This window comes from Colwellia sp. RE-S-Sl-9 (assembly GCF_048296855.1).
Taxonomy (GTDB): Bacteria; Pseudomonadota; Gammaproteobacteria; order Enterobacterales; family Alteromonadaceae; genus Pseudocolwellia.
In genome coordinates this window covers 1,366,330-1,384,998 of the sequence record NZ_CP182631.1, presented here as the reverse complement: position 1 = coordinate 1,384,998, position 18,669 = coordinate 1,366,330, and the positions used below count along the sequence as shown (strand labels likewise).

Sequence of the window (18,669 nt, the reverse complement as noted above, 5' to 3'; positions counted from 1 at the left end):
GCTATAAATATTTGAGAAGGTAAGAATAGAATTGTTTTGTTTGGTTGGGCGTTTTTGATACACTTTAAAAATAAAATACAAATTATCTGGATAAGTTAAGTAACAAATAAAGGTTATTTAACTGTTATAAGGAATGTAAGTGAAAACAATTTTAATATTTATTATTATTCTAATATCAACTGCAGTATCTGCTAAAAACAATGACCTACTTTTTTCTATATCTAAAAAAATAAGCGAATCGAGTTATCAAATATCTTTAGTTGATAGTAGAGATAAACTAATCAAAAAGGATACCATTAGCATTGATATTCCTGAGCTTGGTTTAGTTCAATTTGTGAGAAAAAACTTTTATGTAACGCATAAAAATCAGCAGGTTTGGTTAGGTGAGGCAGAAAATAAGAGTACAATTAGTTTAATTTACTCGAAGCATGGCTTAAGCGGTAGTATTATCGCTAAACTAGGTACATGGAAAATACAAACACTTGCTGATAACGACATAAAGTTAGAAAAATTTGAGATCACTTTCCCAAAAGGTAGTACTGATGTAATTGATAGAGAGCAGCAGCAATCTACAAGCAAATTACAAAAATCATTAGTTTCTCCTTCTTCTTATAATACAACTTATTTACAAACACTTCAGAGTGAAGCTCCTAAAGGTTTTACTGAAAGTAATGATATTCGGATTTTGGTTTATTATTCCTCATTAGCATTACAGATAAAACCTAGCTTGGAAGACTTGATTGAGCTTGATTTTGCTAATGCAAATCAAGCCTTAATTAATTCAGGAATAGATGCTTCTTATACGCTCGCGGGTTTAGTTATGATTAATACCTATTATCCTAATGATCCTTTACCTGACATGTTAGAGCGTAAAGGTAGCTTTGACCGTTTAGATGAATTACGTGATAAATATGATGCGGATTTAGTCAATTATTATGGACATTTGGGGGCTTTTACTGATTCGTTTTGCGGCAAGGCTTATTACACAACGAGTGCTTCAGGTTGGGTTGATAGCCGTTATGGACTTAGTGTTATAGGTATAAACTGTACAGGAGGTTTAACTTTTGCTCATGAAATAGGCCACAATCTTGGCGCTAAGCATGACCGCTTCGTTGAAAGCTCAAAAACTATTGAAAACGATTATGCATACGGCCATGTTGATGTGGAAAATCAATTTAAAACTATTATGTCATATGATGATGCTTGTAACAAAGCAGGTGTAAGTTGCAAGACTATTACTCATTATTCAAATCCTAGTATTAATTATCAATCAATACCTACAGGAATTGATGAATCAGAAGGTAATAGTGCAGACAATGCATCGTTGTTGAATAAGACTGCGAATATAGTTGCTAATTTTAATGGCGTTGGTTATCCCGATAATTTTGTTGTCTCTAAAGGTATATATAGTAATGAAGTGAAATTGAGTTGGTCTGCTATGCCAAAAGCTGATGGTTATGAAATTAGAAAAGTTAAACTTAATGGTACTTGTCCATTATTTAAAGATACTTACGCTATTTATAATACTGTTGAAGAAACAGAAATAAGCATACCTGAAGGTGACGAACAAGTATGTTATTGGGTTAGAGCTTATAAAACATATGAACATGGCGCGATTAATTATTCAGCACCAACGCCGGTTGAAGTAGGTTATAGCAAAGAACACAATATACATATTAGTGACATATTACCTCAACATATTACAGATCAAAACACACAACTAACATTAAATTTTTCTACAAATATAGCAGCTGAGATTAATGTTAGTATACTCGATTCAACTGCTGAAGATTGGCTGGAAGCCACCGTCATATCACTTGGAAATAACCAGTTTCAATTATTGTTAAATAATACTAAGAGCATTTCTGCTTCAAGTGTAGTTGTGATTGATGCAAGCGGCACTAAAGAATATATACCTGTTCAGTTTAGCGGTTATACTAATACTGCACCTGTTATTAATGTAGCAGATACAATTGTTATTCCTCAAAATGGCAGTGTTACTGTCGATTATTCTATTTTTGATAATGGAGGAAGCGATAACCTTACAACCAAGATCAACGCTACTAGGGACATTACTGTTTCTGATAATGAGGGCAGGTTAATCATTAGTGTTAATAGTCAAAAGTTTGGTTCTGTTGGTAGTGTTGATTTTTCAGCTTTTGATGGTGAGCTATTAACTCTTAAAAGTGTAAATATTCATGTAGAACGCCAAGTTTATCAGCCACCAACGATACCGACAGAAATAACATTGTTTGTTTCTAATAATGAACCATTAACCAGAATATTACCTGGATATAGCATTGATGATGATGTAATAAGTTATAAAATAGATGAGGAACCTAAGCAAGGAAGTCTCACCTTAGATATAGAGAAAAACTCATTTACCTATCAGGCAGCAGCTGATTTTAAAGAAGATAGCTTTGTTTTAGAAAGTCAATTAAGTGTAACAGATGATAACAATCTTCCTGACGATGTTTATACCACGTTAGTTCATGTAAAACCTCTTCCTATATTACAAACAAATTATCGACAAGATTTTTTTGATTACTTCAAATATTCATTTTTATTAACACACCGCGGCCAATTGTGGTTTTGGGGAGACAAGTCGGGAGCTAAACCTCAACTATTTTCAGATGGCTCTTGGATTGATTTAGCTTATATTCGTACTGGCCGTAATCTATTGATTTTATTGAAGAGCGACGGGACTTTATGGAGAGTGGAAACTTATTCTTCTGTTGACATTTCAACCAGCGGCCAGGATAAGTATTTCAGCGATCCGGTGCAAATAGGAATAGATAAAGATTGGACTGCTATATATAGTAATTCTGGAGTTTTTGGTGATGGAATTTTCTTACAAAAAGCTGACGGTAGTTTGTGGGGAATAGGTAAATTAGCATCATTTTTTGAAGTAGGTAATTCTGAATCTTTTGAATCACCTGTTCAAGTAAATGGATTGTATAATTGGATTGGGGCATCAAAACATGAACAACATTTTTACATGTTCTTGAATAATGAGGGAGAAGTATGGACTGGTGGAATTGGTAATTCTCTTGGGAGAATGGATACTAATGGGAAAATAGCACCAGTAGATATTCCTGAACCAGTAACAAAAATAAATGGTGGTCTTTGGCGAAAGTACGCACATACATCTTCAGGACTGTATGGTTGGGGATCTATCTTCTTACTAAAAGATGAAAATGTAAATTATGATACACCTGTACTTATTGAAGATAATAGTTGGTCACATTTTTCTGTTTCAAATTATAATATTTCAATAATCTCATCTTCGGGGGAGCTTTATACTGCTTCCGTTAGCAATAACTCTCCAGTATTAGGGCGTGGTGAAAATGCAACAAAAGAATTAAATAAAGTTGGAGAAGATACTGATTGGTTGGCTAGTTATTCGATTGTGGATGCTACATATGCATTAAAGAAAGACGGTAGCCTATGGGTTACAGGTTATTCAGACGTTCAATATAGACTTGGTTTGGGTGAAGAAGCTGAAACCAAAACATTTGAATTTACAAAAATAACACTCTTACCAGAGGGGCTTCTTGGTGCTGATGATACTGATGGAGATGGACTTGTAAACTTTATAGATATTGATGATGATAACGATTGTATTGTTGATAGTTTAGATAAAATGCCTGATGTATTTGATGAAAATGGTTGTGTAGACAGTGACAATGATGGTGCCATTAATATGATAGATTTGGATGATGATAATGATAGTGTTAATGATGTTGATGACGCTTTTCCATTAGATCCAAATGAGTCAATAGATACTGATTTGGATGGCGTGGGCAATAATGAAGATACCGATGATGATGGTGATAATGTTAATGATGTCGATGACGCTTTTCCACTAGATCCAAATGAGTCAATAGATACTGATTTGGATGGGGTGGGCAATAATGAAGATACTGATGATGATGGTGATAATGTTATTGATAGTTTAGATGCATACCCATTAGATGCATCATTATCTTCTTTACCTGCTAATAACAATACCAAAGACGTTACCCCTAATAACCAAAATGAGAGTAGTGGAGGCGAGGGAAGTGGGTTAATTCTTTTAGTGCTTTTTAGTTATTATTTGCGAAAAACTAAAGTTATTGTTTAGTTGTTAAAGGTATGATTTTCAATTAAAAGCTTTTGAGTTATTCAAAAGCTTTTTTGCTTTTACGGGATATCAATAATTACATGTGTTTTGTGTTGGGTTTGTTTTTATTTAAAATAGGAATTAAGAACAACTTAATATTCTTTTGGGATAGGGTGAGTTAGACTTAAAATTATAAAGGTGTCCCTCTTAATACTTTAAATATGGTTAAGCTGTTTATTCATTATTTTTCTTGGTATAGCTTTATAATTTGAATAAACCAGTGACATAACTCTGACGCGGTTGAATTAAGCATATCGATTTAAGAATGTTGAATTAGGAATATGAATGAAAAAACTATTACTTTGTGCTGTTGCAGCGCAAATTTTATTAAGTGCATGTAGCACATCGTCTTCAGGTAGAAACCAAATTATGCTTTATTCAAATACTGAATTGAGCAAAATGGGCGCTACATCTTTTGAACAAATGAAAGCAGAAGTAAAAATTAGTCAAGATCCTGCTACCAACCAGTTTGTACAATGTGTTGCAGATGCTATTACAATAAACGTACCTAAATCTGCTCACGACGGTGAATGGGAAGTTGTGGTATTTGATTCTCCACAAATTAATGCTTTTGCACTGCCCGGTGGCAAGATAGGTGTTTATACAGGTATTTTGAATGTCACTGAAAGTCAAGACCAGCTTGCTGCCATTATGGGACATGAAGTGGGGCATGTTATTGAACATCATTCAAACGAACGTTTATCTTCAAACAAAGTTGCTCAAGGCGGGTTAGCTATTGCTGGTGTAGCGCTTGCAGCGAAAGGCAATGAAAATAAAGCCCTTTGGATGGCTGGATTAGGTTTAGGTGTACAATATGGTGTGTTAATGCCTTATGGCAGAACACACGAAAGTGAAGCCGATATAGTAGGGCAAGACTTAATGGCTAAATCAGGTTTTGAACCTAGCGCCAGTATTAAGCTTTGGCAAAACATGGCTAAAAATTCAAAATCAGCGCCACCTGAATTTTTATCGACTCATCCGTCAAATCAAACACGTATTAAACAATTAACGGCTCATTTGCCTGTGTCTAAAAAATTGATGACAGGAACTAAAACTCCAAACTGTGTAAAGCCTGAGTTTATTCCTATTTCTAAAGTGGAAGAAGCGAAGAGTTAAACGTAGAGAAACGCTTAAAATACTAATAAACCTCAGCTCGGGATAAGCAAAATTACTCAACAAGCTATTTTTATGCCTAACTTCGTTGAATTTATTACTAATAGCTAGCTATTAGATAGAAAAATTCGCCTTGTTATACACAAAAATATCAATGTTGAGAGACTAATATAACTTAGGAAAACAACGGTACAGGTTAAGATTTTGATAAATAATAATTTTAATTCATTATCTAACATTCATTAACCCGAGTTGAGGTTAATAAATAAAAAGGCGTAAACCTAATAAGTTTACGCCTTTTTATATCAATTCTTATTTTGTTGCTCGCCAAAAAGCATATCCACCAACAAAAAATAACACCATAGGGTAGTAAGAGCTTAAAACAACTTCTACAGGTGAAATTTTTAACGTAGCGCCTAATAGTAAAGCTTGAGCACCATAAGGTAATAGTCCTTGGCTGATACAAGCATATATATCTAATATGCTAGCAGAGTATGCCGGCGGTAACTCTCCGTCGGTTGCTAAGTTTTTTGCGGTTTCACCGGTAACAATAATTGAAACGGTATTGTTGGCAGTAAAGAAGTTACAGGCAAACGCTAAACTGGCAATACCTATTCCTGCTGAGCGTTTTTTATTATTAGGACAAAGTTTATTTGCTAAAGACTTAACTGCTGCAGTAAGTGCGGCAAGGCCACCTTGTTGTTTGATGAGTTCACTTAAGCCACCGATAAATAAGGCGAGTATCATGGTGTCTTGCATACTTGCAAAGCCTGTGTTGATATCACTAACCCAACTTCCTAATTGATAGTCATTCGACAACATACCAATAAAGGCTGCTAAAATAATACCAATAACTAATACAACAAATACATTAACTCCTGACAACGCCAATATAAGAATAACAATATAAGGAATAAGGCCAATAAATGAGATGTCTTGTGTTTGCTCAAACGGAATGTCTTCTCCCATAAATACAAAAATGGCTAAACAAATAAGCGCTGCGGGAATAGCAAATTTAAAGTTAACTTTAAATTTGTCTTTCATTTTGGCCCCTTGGCTTCGGGTTGAAGCAATAGTGGTATCAGAAATAAAAGATAAATTATCGCCAAATATAGCGCCTGAAATAATACAACCTGCTACAAGTCCAGCATCTAAACTTGCTGATTCAATAAAACCTAAAGCGATAGGAGCTATTGCCGCAATCGTACCCATAGAGGTGCCCATTGCCGTAGATATAAATGCTGCTACAAGAAATAACCCCGGTAATAATAAGTAATCAGGAAATACAGATAAACCTAACTGAACACTTGCATCAACACTGCCGGTTGATTTAGCTACGGTGGCAAAAGCGCCTGCTAATAAGTAAATAACACACATGGTAATAATGTTGTTATGGCCAGCACCATCAATAAACTGATTGATTTGTGTGTTTATAGATTCTTTACCTAAGAAGATCGCAAAGAGAATAGCTGGGATAATGGCGATACTTGCAGGTAATTGATAAAAAGCAAAATCAACGCCATTCAGAGTTAAAATAATCCCTGTACCTAAAAATAGTCCTAAGAATACTCCAAAAGGTAATAAGCTGATTAATCGTTTTTCTTCGGTGTTTGAGTTATGTGAAGTACTGTTTAAATTCATAATGTCATCTAATAAGAGCATAGAGTTGCATTATTCACTTTATTTTTCAAAGGCTCAAGCTTTAGCAAAACTATTCATTCACGGATAAAAAATAACTTATATCAAATTAATCACATTATTCTCTTAAAATCTTACTGTAGGGTATATATGTTTTATGGTATTCTTTCGCGCGAATTTTATTAAAGCCAAGTAACGTTTAAAAAGTTACCTCAGTCATTTTATAATTTTAAATGGTTGATTACTTACTTAAATGGAGAATGGCAATCAAATATAAGAGCCCCCCAAATGTCTGATAACAAATTTGAATCAATCGAAGCACGTGTAAGTTACGGTGTAGGTCGTCAATTAGGTGACCAATTACGTAACAATCCTTTTAAAGATTTTGACGTAACAGCTGTTCAAGCTGGTTTAGCGGATGCAATTGCAAACGCTGCAAGCCAAGTAGATGACGAACAATTAAACGAAGCATTTGCTATTGTTTCTAAAAAATTACAAGAGCAAGAGCAAGAAGCTGCTAAAGCATTATCAGCTGAAGGCGAAGCCTTTTTAGTAGAAAACGCAAAGCGTGATGAAGTAACCGTTACTGAATCAGGTTTACAATACGAAGTATTAGCAACTGGCGAAGGCGAAAAGCCAACAGCTGAAAGTACTGTTCGTACACATTACCACGGTACATTTATTAGTGGCGACGTTTTTGATAGCTCTGTAGAGCGCGGTCAACCAGCTGAGTTCCCAGTTGGTGGTGTTATCGCTGGTTGGACTGAAGCATTACAACTAATGACTGAAGGTTCAAAATGGCGCTTATACGTTCCATTTAACTTAGCTTACGGTGAGAGAGGTTCTCAAGGAGCTATTCCTCCGTACGCAACATTAATATTTGATGTTGAGCTATTAGCTATTGTTAGCTAGTAGTTATTTTAAAGCCCTCAGTTGAGGGCTTTTTTATATCTAACCATTTTAAAAATTTAGGTTTATTGATTGATGCAAGTAGAACAAGAGCTAAAGGTATTATTTACCCGCTATATTGAAGCGTTTAAGTTTTATGATATGGATGCAGCACTTAGTTGCTATCATTTGCCTTGTACTTTACATACACCTGAAAAAATAGCTAACTTAGCTAATGAAGAACAATTTAAACAGGAATTTATAGATATATTTACTGTGTTAAAGCATGCCAATATTTCGAAAATAGTGGCTGATAAAGCTAGCTATCAGCATTGTCAAAAAAACTCATTAGATGTATGTATAGATTGGTTGTTTTATGATGAAAACAATGAGCTATTTACCGACTTCACAGCGTTTTATCATATTGCTAATAATGATGATAAATCAGAAGAAATTGGAAAAATAGTGAGTGTTGTTTCGCACGAGTTACAAAACTCTATTGAACTAGCTCAGCCTTTTAAAATATTGTAGATTTGAAATTAAGAGATAAAGAATGAAAGTAAAAGTAGCCATATTAGGGTGTAGTGGTCGAATGGGCCGCAATTTAATTCAAGCAGCTGTAGAGCATGAATCTATTGAATTAGTGGGTGGAAGCGTTAGAGCAACATCTTCTTTTGTTAATTTTGATTTAGGTGAATTAGCTGGTATTGGTGCAATTGGTTCTAAAACATCAATTGATTTAAATGAACTACTCGAAGCTGATGTGTTTATTGATTTTACCTCAATTGAAACAACACTTGAGAACATTAAATGGTGTCAACAGCACAATAAAGCGCTAGTTATCGGTACTACAGGCTTTACAGATGCACAAGTAGATGAAATTAAACAAGCTGGCGAAAGCATTCCCGTTATTCTTGCTCCTAATACGAGTGTTGGAGTGAACTTACTTTTTAAGCTTTTAGAGATCACAGCAAAAGCAATTGGTGAACATACCGACATTGAAATATTTGAAGCACACCATAGATTTAAAAAAGATGCACCGTCTGGCACCGCAGTAAAAATGGGTCAAGTGATTGCTGATACGCTAGGTAGAGATTTAAATAAATGTGCTGTTTATGGCAGGGAAGGTATTACCGGTGAACGCGATAAAGAAACCATAGGTTTTGCAACGGTTAGGGCTGGCGACATAGTTGGCGAACATACTGCCTTTTTTGCGGATATTGGAGAACGATTAGAAATCACCCATAAAGCCAGCTCACGTATGACTTTTGCTTTAGGTGCTATGCGCGCCGCATTTTGGTTGAGTGAAGCTGATATCGGCTATTACGATATGCAAGACGTATTAGGTTTAAAATAAAAGAATTTTATAGATAACTGCTACTTTTGGCAGTTTTGAATAAAAATTCAAATTAAAGCTTGTTTTTTACATTTTTGACTAGACGAAAAGGTAATACAAGCGTAAAATAAGTGGATTTTGTCAAAAATTAAGTCTTTTTAAATAAAAGCATTGTTTTTGGCATTTTTTCTATGTGGTATTTAATAAAATAATAAATACCACTTTTATGCTTAATGATGGAATTTATTTAGTTGTTCATTATTAAGTTTGTTTTCTTCTTTACGGAGGTTAAATTGACTAAATCTGCCATTTTGGTGCTTGAAGACGGCACTGTATTTAAAGGTACTGCTATTGGTGCAAGTGGGGCGGCTGTTGGCGAAGTTGTATTCAATACTTCAATGACCGGTTACCAAGAAATTCTTACCGATCCCTCATATGCAGAGCAAATTGTTACGCTTACTTATCCTCATATCGGTAATACCGGTACTAACTCAGAAGATGAAGAGTCGGGTGAGATTGTAGCAAAAGGTTTAGTTATTAGAGATTTACCTTTACTAGCAAGTAACTTCAGAAATGAAGAGAACTTAAGTGACTACTTAAGTCGCAATAATATTTTAGGTATTGCTAATATTGATACACGTAAGCTAACACGTATTCTACGTGAAAAAGGTGCTCAAAACGGTTGTATCATTGCTGGCGACCTTGCTGAAGGCGAGACACTTGATGAAGCAAGTGCATTAGCACAAGCAAAAGCATTTCCAGGCCTTAAAGGTATGGATTTAGCAAAAGTTGTTTCTACTAAAGAGCAATATGAATGGACAGAAGGTAGCTGGGTATTAGGTCAAGGCTTTGTAACACCGGCTGAAAAACCATTTCATGTTGTTGCATACGATTTTGGTGCTAAACGTAATATATTACGTATGTTAGTTGACCGTGGTTGTAGATTAACAGTTGTACCAGCACAAACGTCTGCTGCCGATGTTTTAGCCATGAATCCTGATGGCGTATTTTTATCTAATGGTCCTGGTGATCCAGAGCCATGTACTTACGCAATTGAAGCAATTAAAGAAATTTTAGCCACTAATTTACCTGTGTTTGGTATTTGTTTAGGCCACCAATTACTTGGCTTAGCTAATGGCGCTTCAACCATTAAAATGAGTCATGGTCATCATGGTGCTAACCATCCAGTGAAAGACTTTAAACGCGATGTTGTGATGATAACGTCACAAAATCATGGTTTTGCTATTGATGAAGTAAATATTCCAGCAAACATTGAAGTAACACATAAGTCGTTATTTGATGGAACAATACAAGGTATTCATTTAACTGATAAGCCTGCATTTAGTTTCCAAGGACATCCAGAAGCGAGTCCGGGTCCACATGATGCGGCACCTTTGTTTGACCACTTTATTGATTTAATCAAAGCTGCTAAAGCTTAAGCTAAGACAAGAGAGAGAAAAAGAAATGCCAAAACGTACCGATTTAAAAAGTATCTTGATCTTAGGCGCTGGACCAATTGTTATTGGTCAAGCATGTGAATTTGATTATTCAGGCGCACAAGCTTGTAAAGCGTTACGCGAAGAAGGTTATCGAGTTATTTTAGTTAACTCTAACCCTGCAACTATAATGACAGACCCTGAAATGGCTGATGCAACTTATATCGAGCCTATTCATTGGGAAGTTGTTCGCAAAATTATTGAAAAAGAACGTCCTTGTGCGGTATTACCAACAATGGGCGGTCAAACAGCACTTAATTGTGCTTTAGAATTAGAAGCGAAAGGCGTATTAGCTGAATTTAATGTTGAAATGATCGGCGCTACAGCTGACGCAATCGACAAAGCGGAAAACCGTGAACGCTTCGATCAAGCAATGAAAAATATAGGACTTGAATGTCCTAAAGCTGAAATTGTTCATACAATTGAAGAAGCGCATGCGGCAAGCAAGAACTTAGGCTTTCCTTGTATCATTCGTCCATCTTTTACTATGGGTGGAACAGGCGGCGGTATCGCATATAACATCGAAGAGTTTGATGAGATTTGTACCCGTGGCTTAGATCTTTCTCCAACATCTGAATTATTAATTGATGAATCATTAATTGGCTGGAAAGAGTATGAAATGGAAGTGGTTCGTGACAAAAATGATAACTGTATCATTATTTGTTCAATTGAAAACTTCGACCCTATGGGTATTCATACTGGTGATTCAATCACTGTAGCACCAGCACAAACGCTAACAGATAAAGAATACCAAATTATGCGTAACGCTTCTATTGCGGTATTACGTGAAATTGGTGTTGAAACTGGTGGTTCAAACGTTCAATTTGGTATATGTCCTGATACAGGGCGTATGGTTATCATCGAGATGAACCCACGTGTATCTCGTTCATCTGCATTAGCCTCTAAAGCGACAGGTTTCCCAATCGCTAAAATTGCAGCAAAATTAGCTGTAGGTTATACCCTTGATGAATTGCAAAATGATATTACCGGTGGTGCAACTCCAGCATCATTTGAACCAACAATTGATTACGTTGTTACTAAGATCCCTCGTTTTAACTTTGAAAAATTTGCTGGTTCTGAAGATAGGTTAACAACGCAAATGAAATCTGTTGGTGAAGTTATGGCTATTGGTCGTAACCAACAAGAATCAATGCAAAAAGCATTACGCGGTTTAGAAGTTGGCGTGAGTGGTTTTGACCCAATTGTTGATGTAACCAAAAAAGGTGCTAAAACTAAAATTATGCACGAGCTTCAAGAAGCAGGCGCAGACCGTATTTGGTATGTTGCCGATGCATTTCGTTTAGGGTTAACCATTGAAGATGTTTTTAATGCAACTAAGATAGATCGTTGGTTCTTAGTGCAAATTGAAGATTTAATTCTTGAAGAGAAAAAAGTTTCTGAAGGCGGCATGAAGTCGTTAACACCTGAATATCTAAGACAATTAAAGCGTAAAGGTTTTGCTGACTCTCGTCTTGCTGATGTTATTGGTGTTAATGAATCTGAAATTCGTAAAAAGCGCCATGCTGCTGATATTTTTCCAGTTTATAAACGTGTAGATACGTGTGCCGCTGAATTTAGTTCAGATACAGCTTACATGTACTCAACTTACGATGAAGAATGTGAAGCTAATCCTACAGATAAAGAATCAATCATGATTTTAGGTGGCGGACCAAATCGAATTGGTCAAGGTATTGAATTTGATTATTGTTGTGTTCATGCTGCATTAGCTTTACGTGAAGATGGCTTTGAGACCATCATGGTTAACTGTAACCCTGAAACGGTTTCTACCGATTATGATACATCTGATCGTTTATATTTTGAATCTATCACTTTTGAAGATGTACTTGAAATTGTACGTGTTGAAAAGCCTAAAGGCGTAATTGTTCAGTACGGAGGTCAAACCCCGCTTAAACTAGCACGCGCTTTAGAAGCTGCGGGTGTACCAATTATTGGAACCTCACCGGATGCCATTGACCGTGCAGAAGACAGAGAGCGTTTCCAACAAGCGGTTGACCGTTTAGGTTTATTACAACCTGAAAATGCAACAGTAACTTCAATTGATGAAGCCATGGCTAAAGCTGAAGCGATTGGCTTCCCACTTGTTGTTCGTCCTTCATACGTATTAGGTGGTCGTGCAATGGAAATTGTATACGACTTAGATGATTTACGTCGTTACATGACAGAAGCTGTAAGCGTTTCTAACGATTCACCAGTATTACTTGATCACTTCTTAGATGATGCGATTGAAGTTGATATTGACGTGATTTGTGATGGTACTGATGTGGTTATTGGCGGCATTATGCAACACATTGAACAAGCAGGTGTTCACTCAGGTGACTCAGCATGTTCATTACCTGTATATAGCTTAAGCCAAGAAGTTCAAGACGTAATGCGTAAGCAAGTTACCGATTTAGCTTTTGAGCTAGGTGTTATTGGTTTAATGAATACGCAAATGGCTGTTAAAAATGGTGAAGTTTATCTTATTGAAGTAAACCCTCGTGCCGCACGTACAGTTCCATTTGTATCTAAAGCAACAGGTGTTCCTTTAGCTAAAATTGGCGCACAAGTTATGGCAGGTAAAACCTTAAAAGAATTAGGTATTACTAAAGAAGTTATTCCACCATACTTTTCTGTTAAAGAAGTTGTTATACCATTTAACAAATTCCACGGTAGTGACCCATTGGTTGGACCAGAAATGCGTTCAACAGGTGAAGTTATGGGGGTTGGTGATACATTTGAAGAAGCCTTTGCTAAAGCTAACTTAGGTGCAGGTGTATCTGTTCCTAAAGATGGCCGTGCCTTAATTTCTGTTCGTAACAGTGATAAAGGTCGTGTACTTGATTTAGCCAAGAAAATGGTTGAGTTAGGGTACGAGCTAGATGCTACTCATGGTACTGAAGTTATTTTACGCGAAGCAGGTGTTCCTGTACGTCGTGTAAATAAAGTACATGAAGGTCGTCCTCATATTCTTGATAGAATTAAGAATAGCGAATATACCTACATTATTAATACAACAGAAGGCCGTAAAGCCATTGAAGATTCAAAAGTTTTACGTGGCGGCGCATTACGTTATAAGGTGGCATACACTACAACATTGAATGCAGCCTTTGCAGCGTGCCAAGCTCATGCCGCAGATGATAGAAATACGGTTAACTCTATTCAAGAATTACACCTTCGTTGTAAGTAAGCCTCTAGCTTTATGGTGAGTAGTGATTTAAGATGTTAGGTCGCTACTCACATTGTATTTATTTTTAAATAAAGCAATTTACCCGTTGAGTAAAAATTATTTTTAAAGTGGTGTTTCTAACGAAAGACCACTTTTTTATTTGTTATACCAGTTTTTTTAATTAAATTGGTAATATTGAAAATTAAGAAGAAATAAAATGACTAAATACCCAATGACACTTCTTGGCGCTGAACAGTTAAAAGAAGAATTAAGAATTTTAAAAACAGAAAAACGTCCACGTATTGTTAAAGATATTGCTGAAGCACGTGAACATGGTGATTTAAAAGAAAATGCTGAATACCATGCAGCAAAAGAAGAGCAAGGTTTTTGCGAAGGTCGTATCCAAGATATTGAAGGGCGTCTTTGTAATGCTCAAGTTATTGATATAACTAAAATACCGAACACCGGAAAGGTTATTTTTGGAGTTACGGTTAAATTATTAAATATTGATACGGAAGAAGAAGTGACTTATCAAATTGTTGGTGATGATGAGGCTGACTTTAAAACAGGTCGTATTTCATTAAACTCTCCAATTGCTAGAGGCTTAATTGGTAAAGAAGTTGACAGTGAAATTGAAATAACAACTCCAGGTGGAGTGGTTGAATACGAAATTATTTCAGTTGATCATATTTAATATTTATATCATTTTATAGGTATTAAAAAAGGTGCTACGAGCACCTTTTTTTATAATTGAATGATAATATTTCATATTAATAACATCTCACCTTTTTTATCAATAATAGCCCTAGAGAAGCTAAGAATTAAACTATTCGGCAATTGCTACTAAAGTAGACGTAACATCAGATGCATTAAATTGTTCTTCAGTTTGAGTTACAAGCATTGCATCTGCTGTTTCTTCAATGTTCAATGTTAATATGCTTATGTTTTTCATAGCTTGAGCTAATTCAGCGTTTACATTGGTTTCAATAACTACATCGTTTATAGTTTCCACTTTTACTAACTCTGCAGCTTGTGTTAACGCTGAAGCAGCTAAAGCTAAAGTGAATATGGCTGTGTTTGTTAATATTTTTACGTTTTTCATTTTTGGTACCTCTAAAAAAATACATTAATTTACGTATAGATTTTTAGGACCTATTTTCTCAATATTAATTGTGGGTTGGGAGTCACAATTTTTTCTATAGCCCATCTGGTTATGGGGTTGAGATGAAGTCCTTCATCTATGGTGTATATATTAAGCTAATGCATTGAACAATAAAAACGATCAAATTTAATGTTAGTCATTAGATAAACTAATGGATACTTGTGTAGGATTTGGATATCATATTCTTGTAAGTAATAAGATCAAATATAATAACAACCCAGTTGAGTGAAACCTACTAATGGCAAGTAAATTACCGCCTCTGAACGCATTAAGAGTGTTTGAAGCCGCTGCAAGACAGCTTAGCTTTACACGAGCTGCTGATGAACTTTTTGTGACGCAAGCCGCTGTTAGCCACCAAGTTAAAGCATTAGAAGAATTTATTGGAATTAAATTATTCATGCGGAAAAATAGATCACTATTTTTAACAGAGGAAGGGCAATCTTATTATTTAGATATTAAAGATGTTTTCAATCTGATTAAAGAATCTACAGAGAAACTACTCGCACGTGGCGAAAAAGGAGCTATTACCGTTAGTGTGCAAGCGAGCTTTGCTATTCAATGGCTTGTACCACGATTAAAAGCTTTTAGTCTTTTACATCCTGACATTGATGTACGTATTAAAGCAGTAGATCAACCTGATAATTTATTAACAGAAGATATAGATATTGCTATTTATTATGGTCACGGTAGTTGGGGAGATGTTAATGCTGTTAAATTACATCAAGAATATTTAATTCCTGTTTGTTCTCCGTTAATTTTTTCTAGCGGTAAATCGTTGAAGCGTATTGAAGACTTAGCAAATCATACATTATTACATTATAAATCAAGGGAAGACTGGAAACGCTGGTTTAAAAAAGTAGGTTTGAAGGGCGTAGACGTAAATAATGGGCCTATATTTAGTCATTCTGCTATGGTTGCACAAGCCGCTATACATGGCCAAGGTGTCGCTTTAGCGCATAGTGCCTTTGCTAAACCAGATATTGATTCAGGGCGCTTAATTTGTCCTTTTAATGAAATTTTAGTGAGTAAAAACTCACATTATATTGTCTGCAGAGAGCATCAACTTGAGTTAGGTAAAATATCAGCCTTTAGAGATTGGGTTTTAAACACCGTAGCGCAAGAACAAGAAGAAGATTTATATGACAACGATTAACTTCCCCTCCGTTATTGAAAACTTTGTTGAGAAGCCTAAGGCTTTGTTTATTTTTGCTCATGGAGCTGGAGCAGATAAAAGCCATCATTTCATGGAAAATTTTGCCTTAAAGTTAAATGAAAAAAATATAAATGTAGTACGTTTTAATTTTCCTTACATGGATAAACGTTTACTTGATGGAAGAAAGTACCCACCTAATAGAATGCCGCAATTAGAAGCCTGCTATGAGTTGTTACTTGAAAAATACATACCTAGTACCTCTAACGAATTACCGCTATTTATTGGCGGAAAATCTATGGGAGGTCGTGTAGCTGCAACACTCTCAAAACAGCTGCTTGAGCACGTTAAAGGTACTATTTGTATAGGTTTTCCTTTTCATCCTCAGAAAAAGCCTGAAAATCTGCGTTTAGCTCCATTGCAAGAGACTGTGTTACCTATATTGATCCTTCAAGGCGATAGAGATGCATTAGGTAATAAAGAAGAGATAGAAAATTACGCGTTATCTGATTTATGTGAAGTGATTTATTTTACAGATGGTGATCATGATTTAAAGCCACGAGTTAAGTCAGGCTATACTCAAGAGCAGCATCTTAAAACAGCGGTAGAACAATTAGTCAGGTTTGTTCATGAAAAATCTTAATATGATACGGTTATTATTGCTTTTTGTTGGTATAAGTGGCGCTTTTTCAGTATTATTCGGCGCTTGGTTTGCTCATGCAGGGCAAACATTATCTGCAATTGATAAAGTTAGAATTGACAGTGCGCAGTTTTATCAATTTATTCATACGCTTGCTTTATTTATAACAACACTTTGGTATATAAAAATACCATCGAAGTGGTTGTTAGGTTCTTGCGTATGTTTCTGTTTAGGTATTTTGTGTTTTAGCGGAAGTTTATACGTTAAAACATTTTTTGCATTTTCTGATATCGGCATTGTTATCGGAAAACTAGCACCTGTAGGTGGTATGTTATTAGCTTTAGGTTGGTTGTGTATTATATTTATTGGCAAGAAATTGCTCGAAAATTATGATCAAGCACATCGTTAAAAGCTATTCATTCACTCTTTGGGTAATTACCCTCGTTCATTAGAAAGTAAATAAGAAAGTAAATATGGCCTCTATTATATTATATTGTCGCCCCGGCTTTGAAAAAGAGTGTGGAGCAGAAATTCAAGAAAAAGCAGCATGGAATGAAGTGTACGGCTACTTAGAATTGAAAAAAAATGAAGGGCTTGTTTATTTTCATTTAAATAATGCGGAAGAGGGCGAGCAGCTGATCAGTAAAATGCCACTGAGTCGTTTGATTTTTGCTCGTCAGTGGTTTTTAACGATAACAGAAAAGTTAGATTTACCTGACTATAACCGTGTTGAAGCGATTACTGAAGCCCTAGGTACTGATTGGCAATATGCTGATTTACGTATGGAAATGACGGACACGAATGATGGTAAAGAGCTTTCTAAATTTTGCCGTAAACTAGCCGTCCCACTTAGACAAGCGCTAAGAAAAATAGGCTCTTTAACAGAAAAGAATGATAAAGACGGTGCAATACTACATGCCTTATTTTTAAGTGGTAATGAGGTTATTTTAGGTTATTCACACGCGCACAATTCGTCTTTACATGTTATGGGCATACCTCGTTTAAAATTCCCTAATGCAGCGCCTAGTCGCTCAACCCTTAAACTTGATGAAGCCTTTTTATATTTTATTCCTAAAGACGAATGGGATGAACGTCTCACTTCAGGTATGAATGCTGTTGATTTAGGCGCAGCACCAGGAGGTTGGACATATCAGCTAGTCAGACGTGGTATGATGGTAACTTCTATTGATAATGGCGCTATGGCTGATTCACTGATGGAAACTGGTCAAGTAAAACATCGAATGATGGATGGCTTTAAATACACACCAACGAAGCAAAATAACTATTGGTTAGTGTGCGACATGATTGAAAAGCCGCAACGTGTAGCCAAACTGATGGCTGAGTGGTTACTAAAAGGTTATTGCAAAGAAGCTATGTTTAACTTAAAGCTTCCAATGAAAGGTCGTTACCAGCAGGTAAATGAAGATCTTCAAACCATGAAAGATATGTTTACTCATTATAAAGTTAAGTACGAACTTTACGCTAAGCATTTATATTATGACCGTGAGGAAGTTACTGTTCACGCGAGAATTTTATCGCCTTTACCTGAATTTTAATCATAATTTAAATAACCTCAACTCGGGATAAGCAAAGTTACTCAACAAGCTATTTTTACGCCTAACTTCGTTGAATTTATTACTAATAGCCAGCTATTAGATAGAAAAATTCGCCTTGTTATACATAAAAATATCAATGTTGAGAGACTAATATAGCTTAGGAAAACAAAAACACACACCAATTAATTGATAAATAAAGCTTTTAATTAATTCACTAACATTCATTAACCCGAGTTTAGGTTAAATAACCTAGACTTGTAATACCAAACGCATTAATAAACCTGAAATAAAACAGAAAACCCTAAGTTATATTATTAATAACTTAGGGTTTTTTATTGTGTAAAGCGTATGAATAACGTAGT

Annotated in this window: 14 protein-coding genes; 12 read left to right on the top strand and 2 right to left on the bottom strand. The window is 35.5% G+C overall.

Going from position 1 to position 18,669, the window contains the following annotated elements; all coding sequences use genetic code 11:
* Nucleotides 1–139 precede the first annotated feature (139 nt).
* Nucleotides 140–4,123 (top strand): zinc-dependent metalloprotease family protein, encoded by a 3,984-nt coding sequence (locus ACM9HF_RS05970; RefSeq protein WP_473615622.1) that lies wholly within the window; start codon nt 140–142, stop codon nt 4,121–4,123.
* A gap of 324 nt (nt 4,124–4,447) precedes the next feature.
* Nucleotides 4,448–5,278, top strand: coding sequence for a M48 family metallopeptidase (locus tag ACM9HF_RS05965; RefSeq protein WP_473615620.1), 831 nt, complete (start codon nt 4,448–4,450; stop codon nt 5,276–5,278).
* A 309-nt stretch (nt 5,279–5,587) separates the two neighbouring features.
* Here ACM9HF_RS05965 and ACM9HF_RS05960 read toward each other — a convergent pair whose 3' ends face one another.
* A complete protein-coding gene (locus ACM9HF_RS05960) occupies nt 5,588–6,916 on the bottom strand; it encodes a Na+/H+ antiporter NhaC family protein (protein ID WP_473615617.1) in 1,329 nt (442 codons plus the stop codon).
* A 285-nt stretch (nt 6,917–7,201) separates the two neighbouring features.
* Here ACM9HF_RS05960 and bamJ point away from each other — a divergent pair, with 285 nt between their 5' ends.
* From bamJ to greA, 6 genes are all read left to right on the top strand, one after another.
* Nucleotides 7,202–7,825 carry a BamJ family beta-barrel-assembly machinery protein gene (bamJ, locus tag ACM9HF_RS05955; protein ID WP_473615614.1) on the top strand — a complete coding sequence of 208 codons (624 nt, stop codon included), beginning with the start codon at nt 7,202–7,204 and terminating at the stop codon, nt 7,823–7,825.
* 72 nt (nt 7,826–7,897) lie between these two features.
* Nucleotides 7,898–8,332: a DUF6841 family protein gene (locus ACM9HF_RS05950; protein ID WP_473615610.1), complete on the top strand. Its 435-nt coding sequence runs from the start codon at nt 7,898–7,900 to the stop codon at nt 8,330–8,332.
* Between the two features lie 22 nt (nt 8,333–8,354).
* Nucleotides 8,355–9,158, top strand: coding sequence for a 4-hydroxy-tetrahydrodipicolinate reductase (gene dapB / locus ACM9HF_RS05945; protein WP_473615606.1), 804 nt, complete (start codon nt 8,355–8,357; stop codon nt 9,156–9,158).
* A 272-nt stretch (nt 9,159–9,430) separates the two neighbouring features.
* A complete protein-coding gene (carA, locus tag ACM9HF_RS05940) occupies nt 9,431–10,576 on the top strand; it encodes a glutamine-hydrolyzing carbamoyl-phosphate synthase small subunit (protein ID WP_473615602.1) in 1,146 nt (381 codons plus the stop codon).
* Between the two features lie 25 nt (nt 10,577–10,601).
* Nucleotides 10,602–13,820, top strand: coding sequence for a carbamoyl-phosphate synthase large subunit (gene carB, locus ACM9HF_RS05935; protein ID WP_473615598.1), 3,219 nt, complete (start codon nt 10,602–10,604; stop codon nt 13,818–13,820).
* 196 nt (nt 13,821–14,016) lie between these two features.
* Nucleotides 14,017–14,493, top strand: coding sequence for a transcription elongation factor GreA (greA, locus tag ACM9HF_RS05930; RefSeq protein WP_077337904.1), 477 nt, complete (start codon nt 14,017–14,019; stop codon nt 14,491–14,493).
* 132 nt (nt 14,494–14,625) lie between these two features.
* On the opposite strand, the gene ACM9HF_RS05925 is transcribed toward greA, so the two are convergent.
* Nucleotides 14,626–14,901, bottom strand: a complete 276-nt coding sequence (locus ACM9HF_RS05925) for a hypothetical protein (protein WP_473615592.1) — start codon at nt 14,899–14,901, stop codon at nt 14,626–14,628.
* Nucleotides 14,902–15,199: 298 nt separating this feature from the next.
* Here ACM9HF_RS05925 and ACM9HF_RS05920 point away from each other — a divergent pair, with 298 nt between their 5' ends.
* The 4 genes from ACM9HF_RS05920 to rlmM all read left to right on the top strand — a co-directional run bounded on the left by ACM9HF_RS05920 (nt 15,200) and on the right by rlmM (nt 18,307).
* Nucleotides 15,200–16,114, top strand: coding sequence for a transcriptional regulator GcvA (locus ACM9HF_RS05920; RefSeq protein ID WP_473615588.1), 915 nt, complete (start codon nt 15,200–15,202; stop codon nt 16,112–16,114).
* Nucleotides 16,101–16,754: an alpha/beta family hydrolase gene (locus ACM9HF_RS05915; protein WP_473615585.1), complete on the top strand. Its 654-nt coding sequence runs from the start codon at nt 16,101–16,103 to the stop codon at nt 16,752–16,754. Before ACM9HF_RS05920 ends, ACM9HF_RS05915 begins: the two co-directional genes overlap by 14 nt.
* The gene (locus ACM9HF_RS05910; RefSeq protein ID WP_473615581.1) at nt 16,741–17,160 is read left to right on the top strand and encodes a DUF423 domain-containing protein; all 420 of its coding nucleotides are present in this window, start codon (nt 16,741–16,743) and stop codon (nt 17,158–17,160) included. Before ACM9HF_RS05915 ends, ACM9HF_RS05910 begins: the two co-directional genes overlap by 14 nt.
* Nucleotides 17,161–17,224: 64 nt before the next feature.
* Complete coding sequence (gene rlmM / locus ACM9HF_RS05905; RefSeq protein ID WP_473615577.1) at nt 17,225–18,307, top strand: 23S rRNA (cytidine(2498)-2'-O)-methyltransferase RlmM; 1,083 nt, start codon at nt 17,225–17,227, stop codon at nt 18,305–18,307.
* Nucleotides 18,308–18,669 lie beyond the last annotated feature (362 nt).

Bases quoted from the DNA above. Each gene is read 5' to 3' on its own strand.
- ACM9HF_RS05960 (WP_473615617.1), bottom strand. From the start codon at position 6,916: ATGAATTTAAACAGTACTTCACATAACTCAAACACCGAAGAAAAACGA.
- bamJ (WP_473615614.1), top strand. From the start codon at position 7,202: ATGTCTGATAACAAATTTGAATCAATCGAAGCACGTGTAAGTTACGGT.
- ACM9HF_RS05910 (WP_473615581.1), top strand. From the start codon at position 16,741: ATGAAAAATCTTAATATGATACGGTTATTATTGCTTTTTGTTGGTATA.
- ACM9HF_RS05950 (WP_473615610.1), top strand. From the start codon at position 7,898: ATGCAAGTAGAACAAGAGCTAAAGGTATTATTTACCCGCTATATTGAA.
- greA (WP_077337904.1), top strand. From the start codon at position 14,017: ATGACTAAATACCCAATGACACTTCTTGGCGCTGAACAGTTAAAAGAA.
- ACM9HF_RS05915 (WP_473615585.1), top strand. From the start codon at position 16,101: ATGACAACGATTAACTTCCCCTCCGTTATTGAAAACTTTGTTGAGAAG.
- ACM9HF_RS05925 (WP_473615592.1), bottom strand. From the start codon at position 14,901: ATGAAAAACGTAAAAATATTAACAAACACAGCCATATTCACTTTAGCT.
- ACM9HF_RS05920 (WP_473615588.1), top strand. From the start codon at position 15,200: ATGGCAAGTAAATTACCGCCTCTGAACGCATTAAGAGTGTTTGAAGCC.
- carB (WP_473615598.1), top strand. From the start codon at position 10,602: ATGCCAAAACGTACCGATTTAAAAAGTATCTTGATCTTAGGCGCTGGA.
- dapB (WP_473615606.1), top strand. From the start codon at position 8,355: ATGAAAGTAAAAGTAGCCATATTAGGGTGTAGTGGTCGAATGGGCCGC.
- rlmM (WP_473615577.1), top strand. From the start codon at position 17,225: ATGGCCTCTATTATATTATATTGTCGCCCCGGCTTTGAAAAAGAGTGT.
- ACM9HF_RS05965 (WP_473615620.1), top strand. From the start codon at position 4,448: ATGAAAAAACTATTACTTTGTGCTGTTGCAGCGCAAATTTTATTAAGT.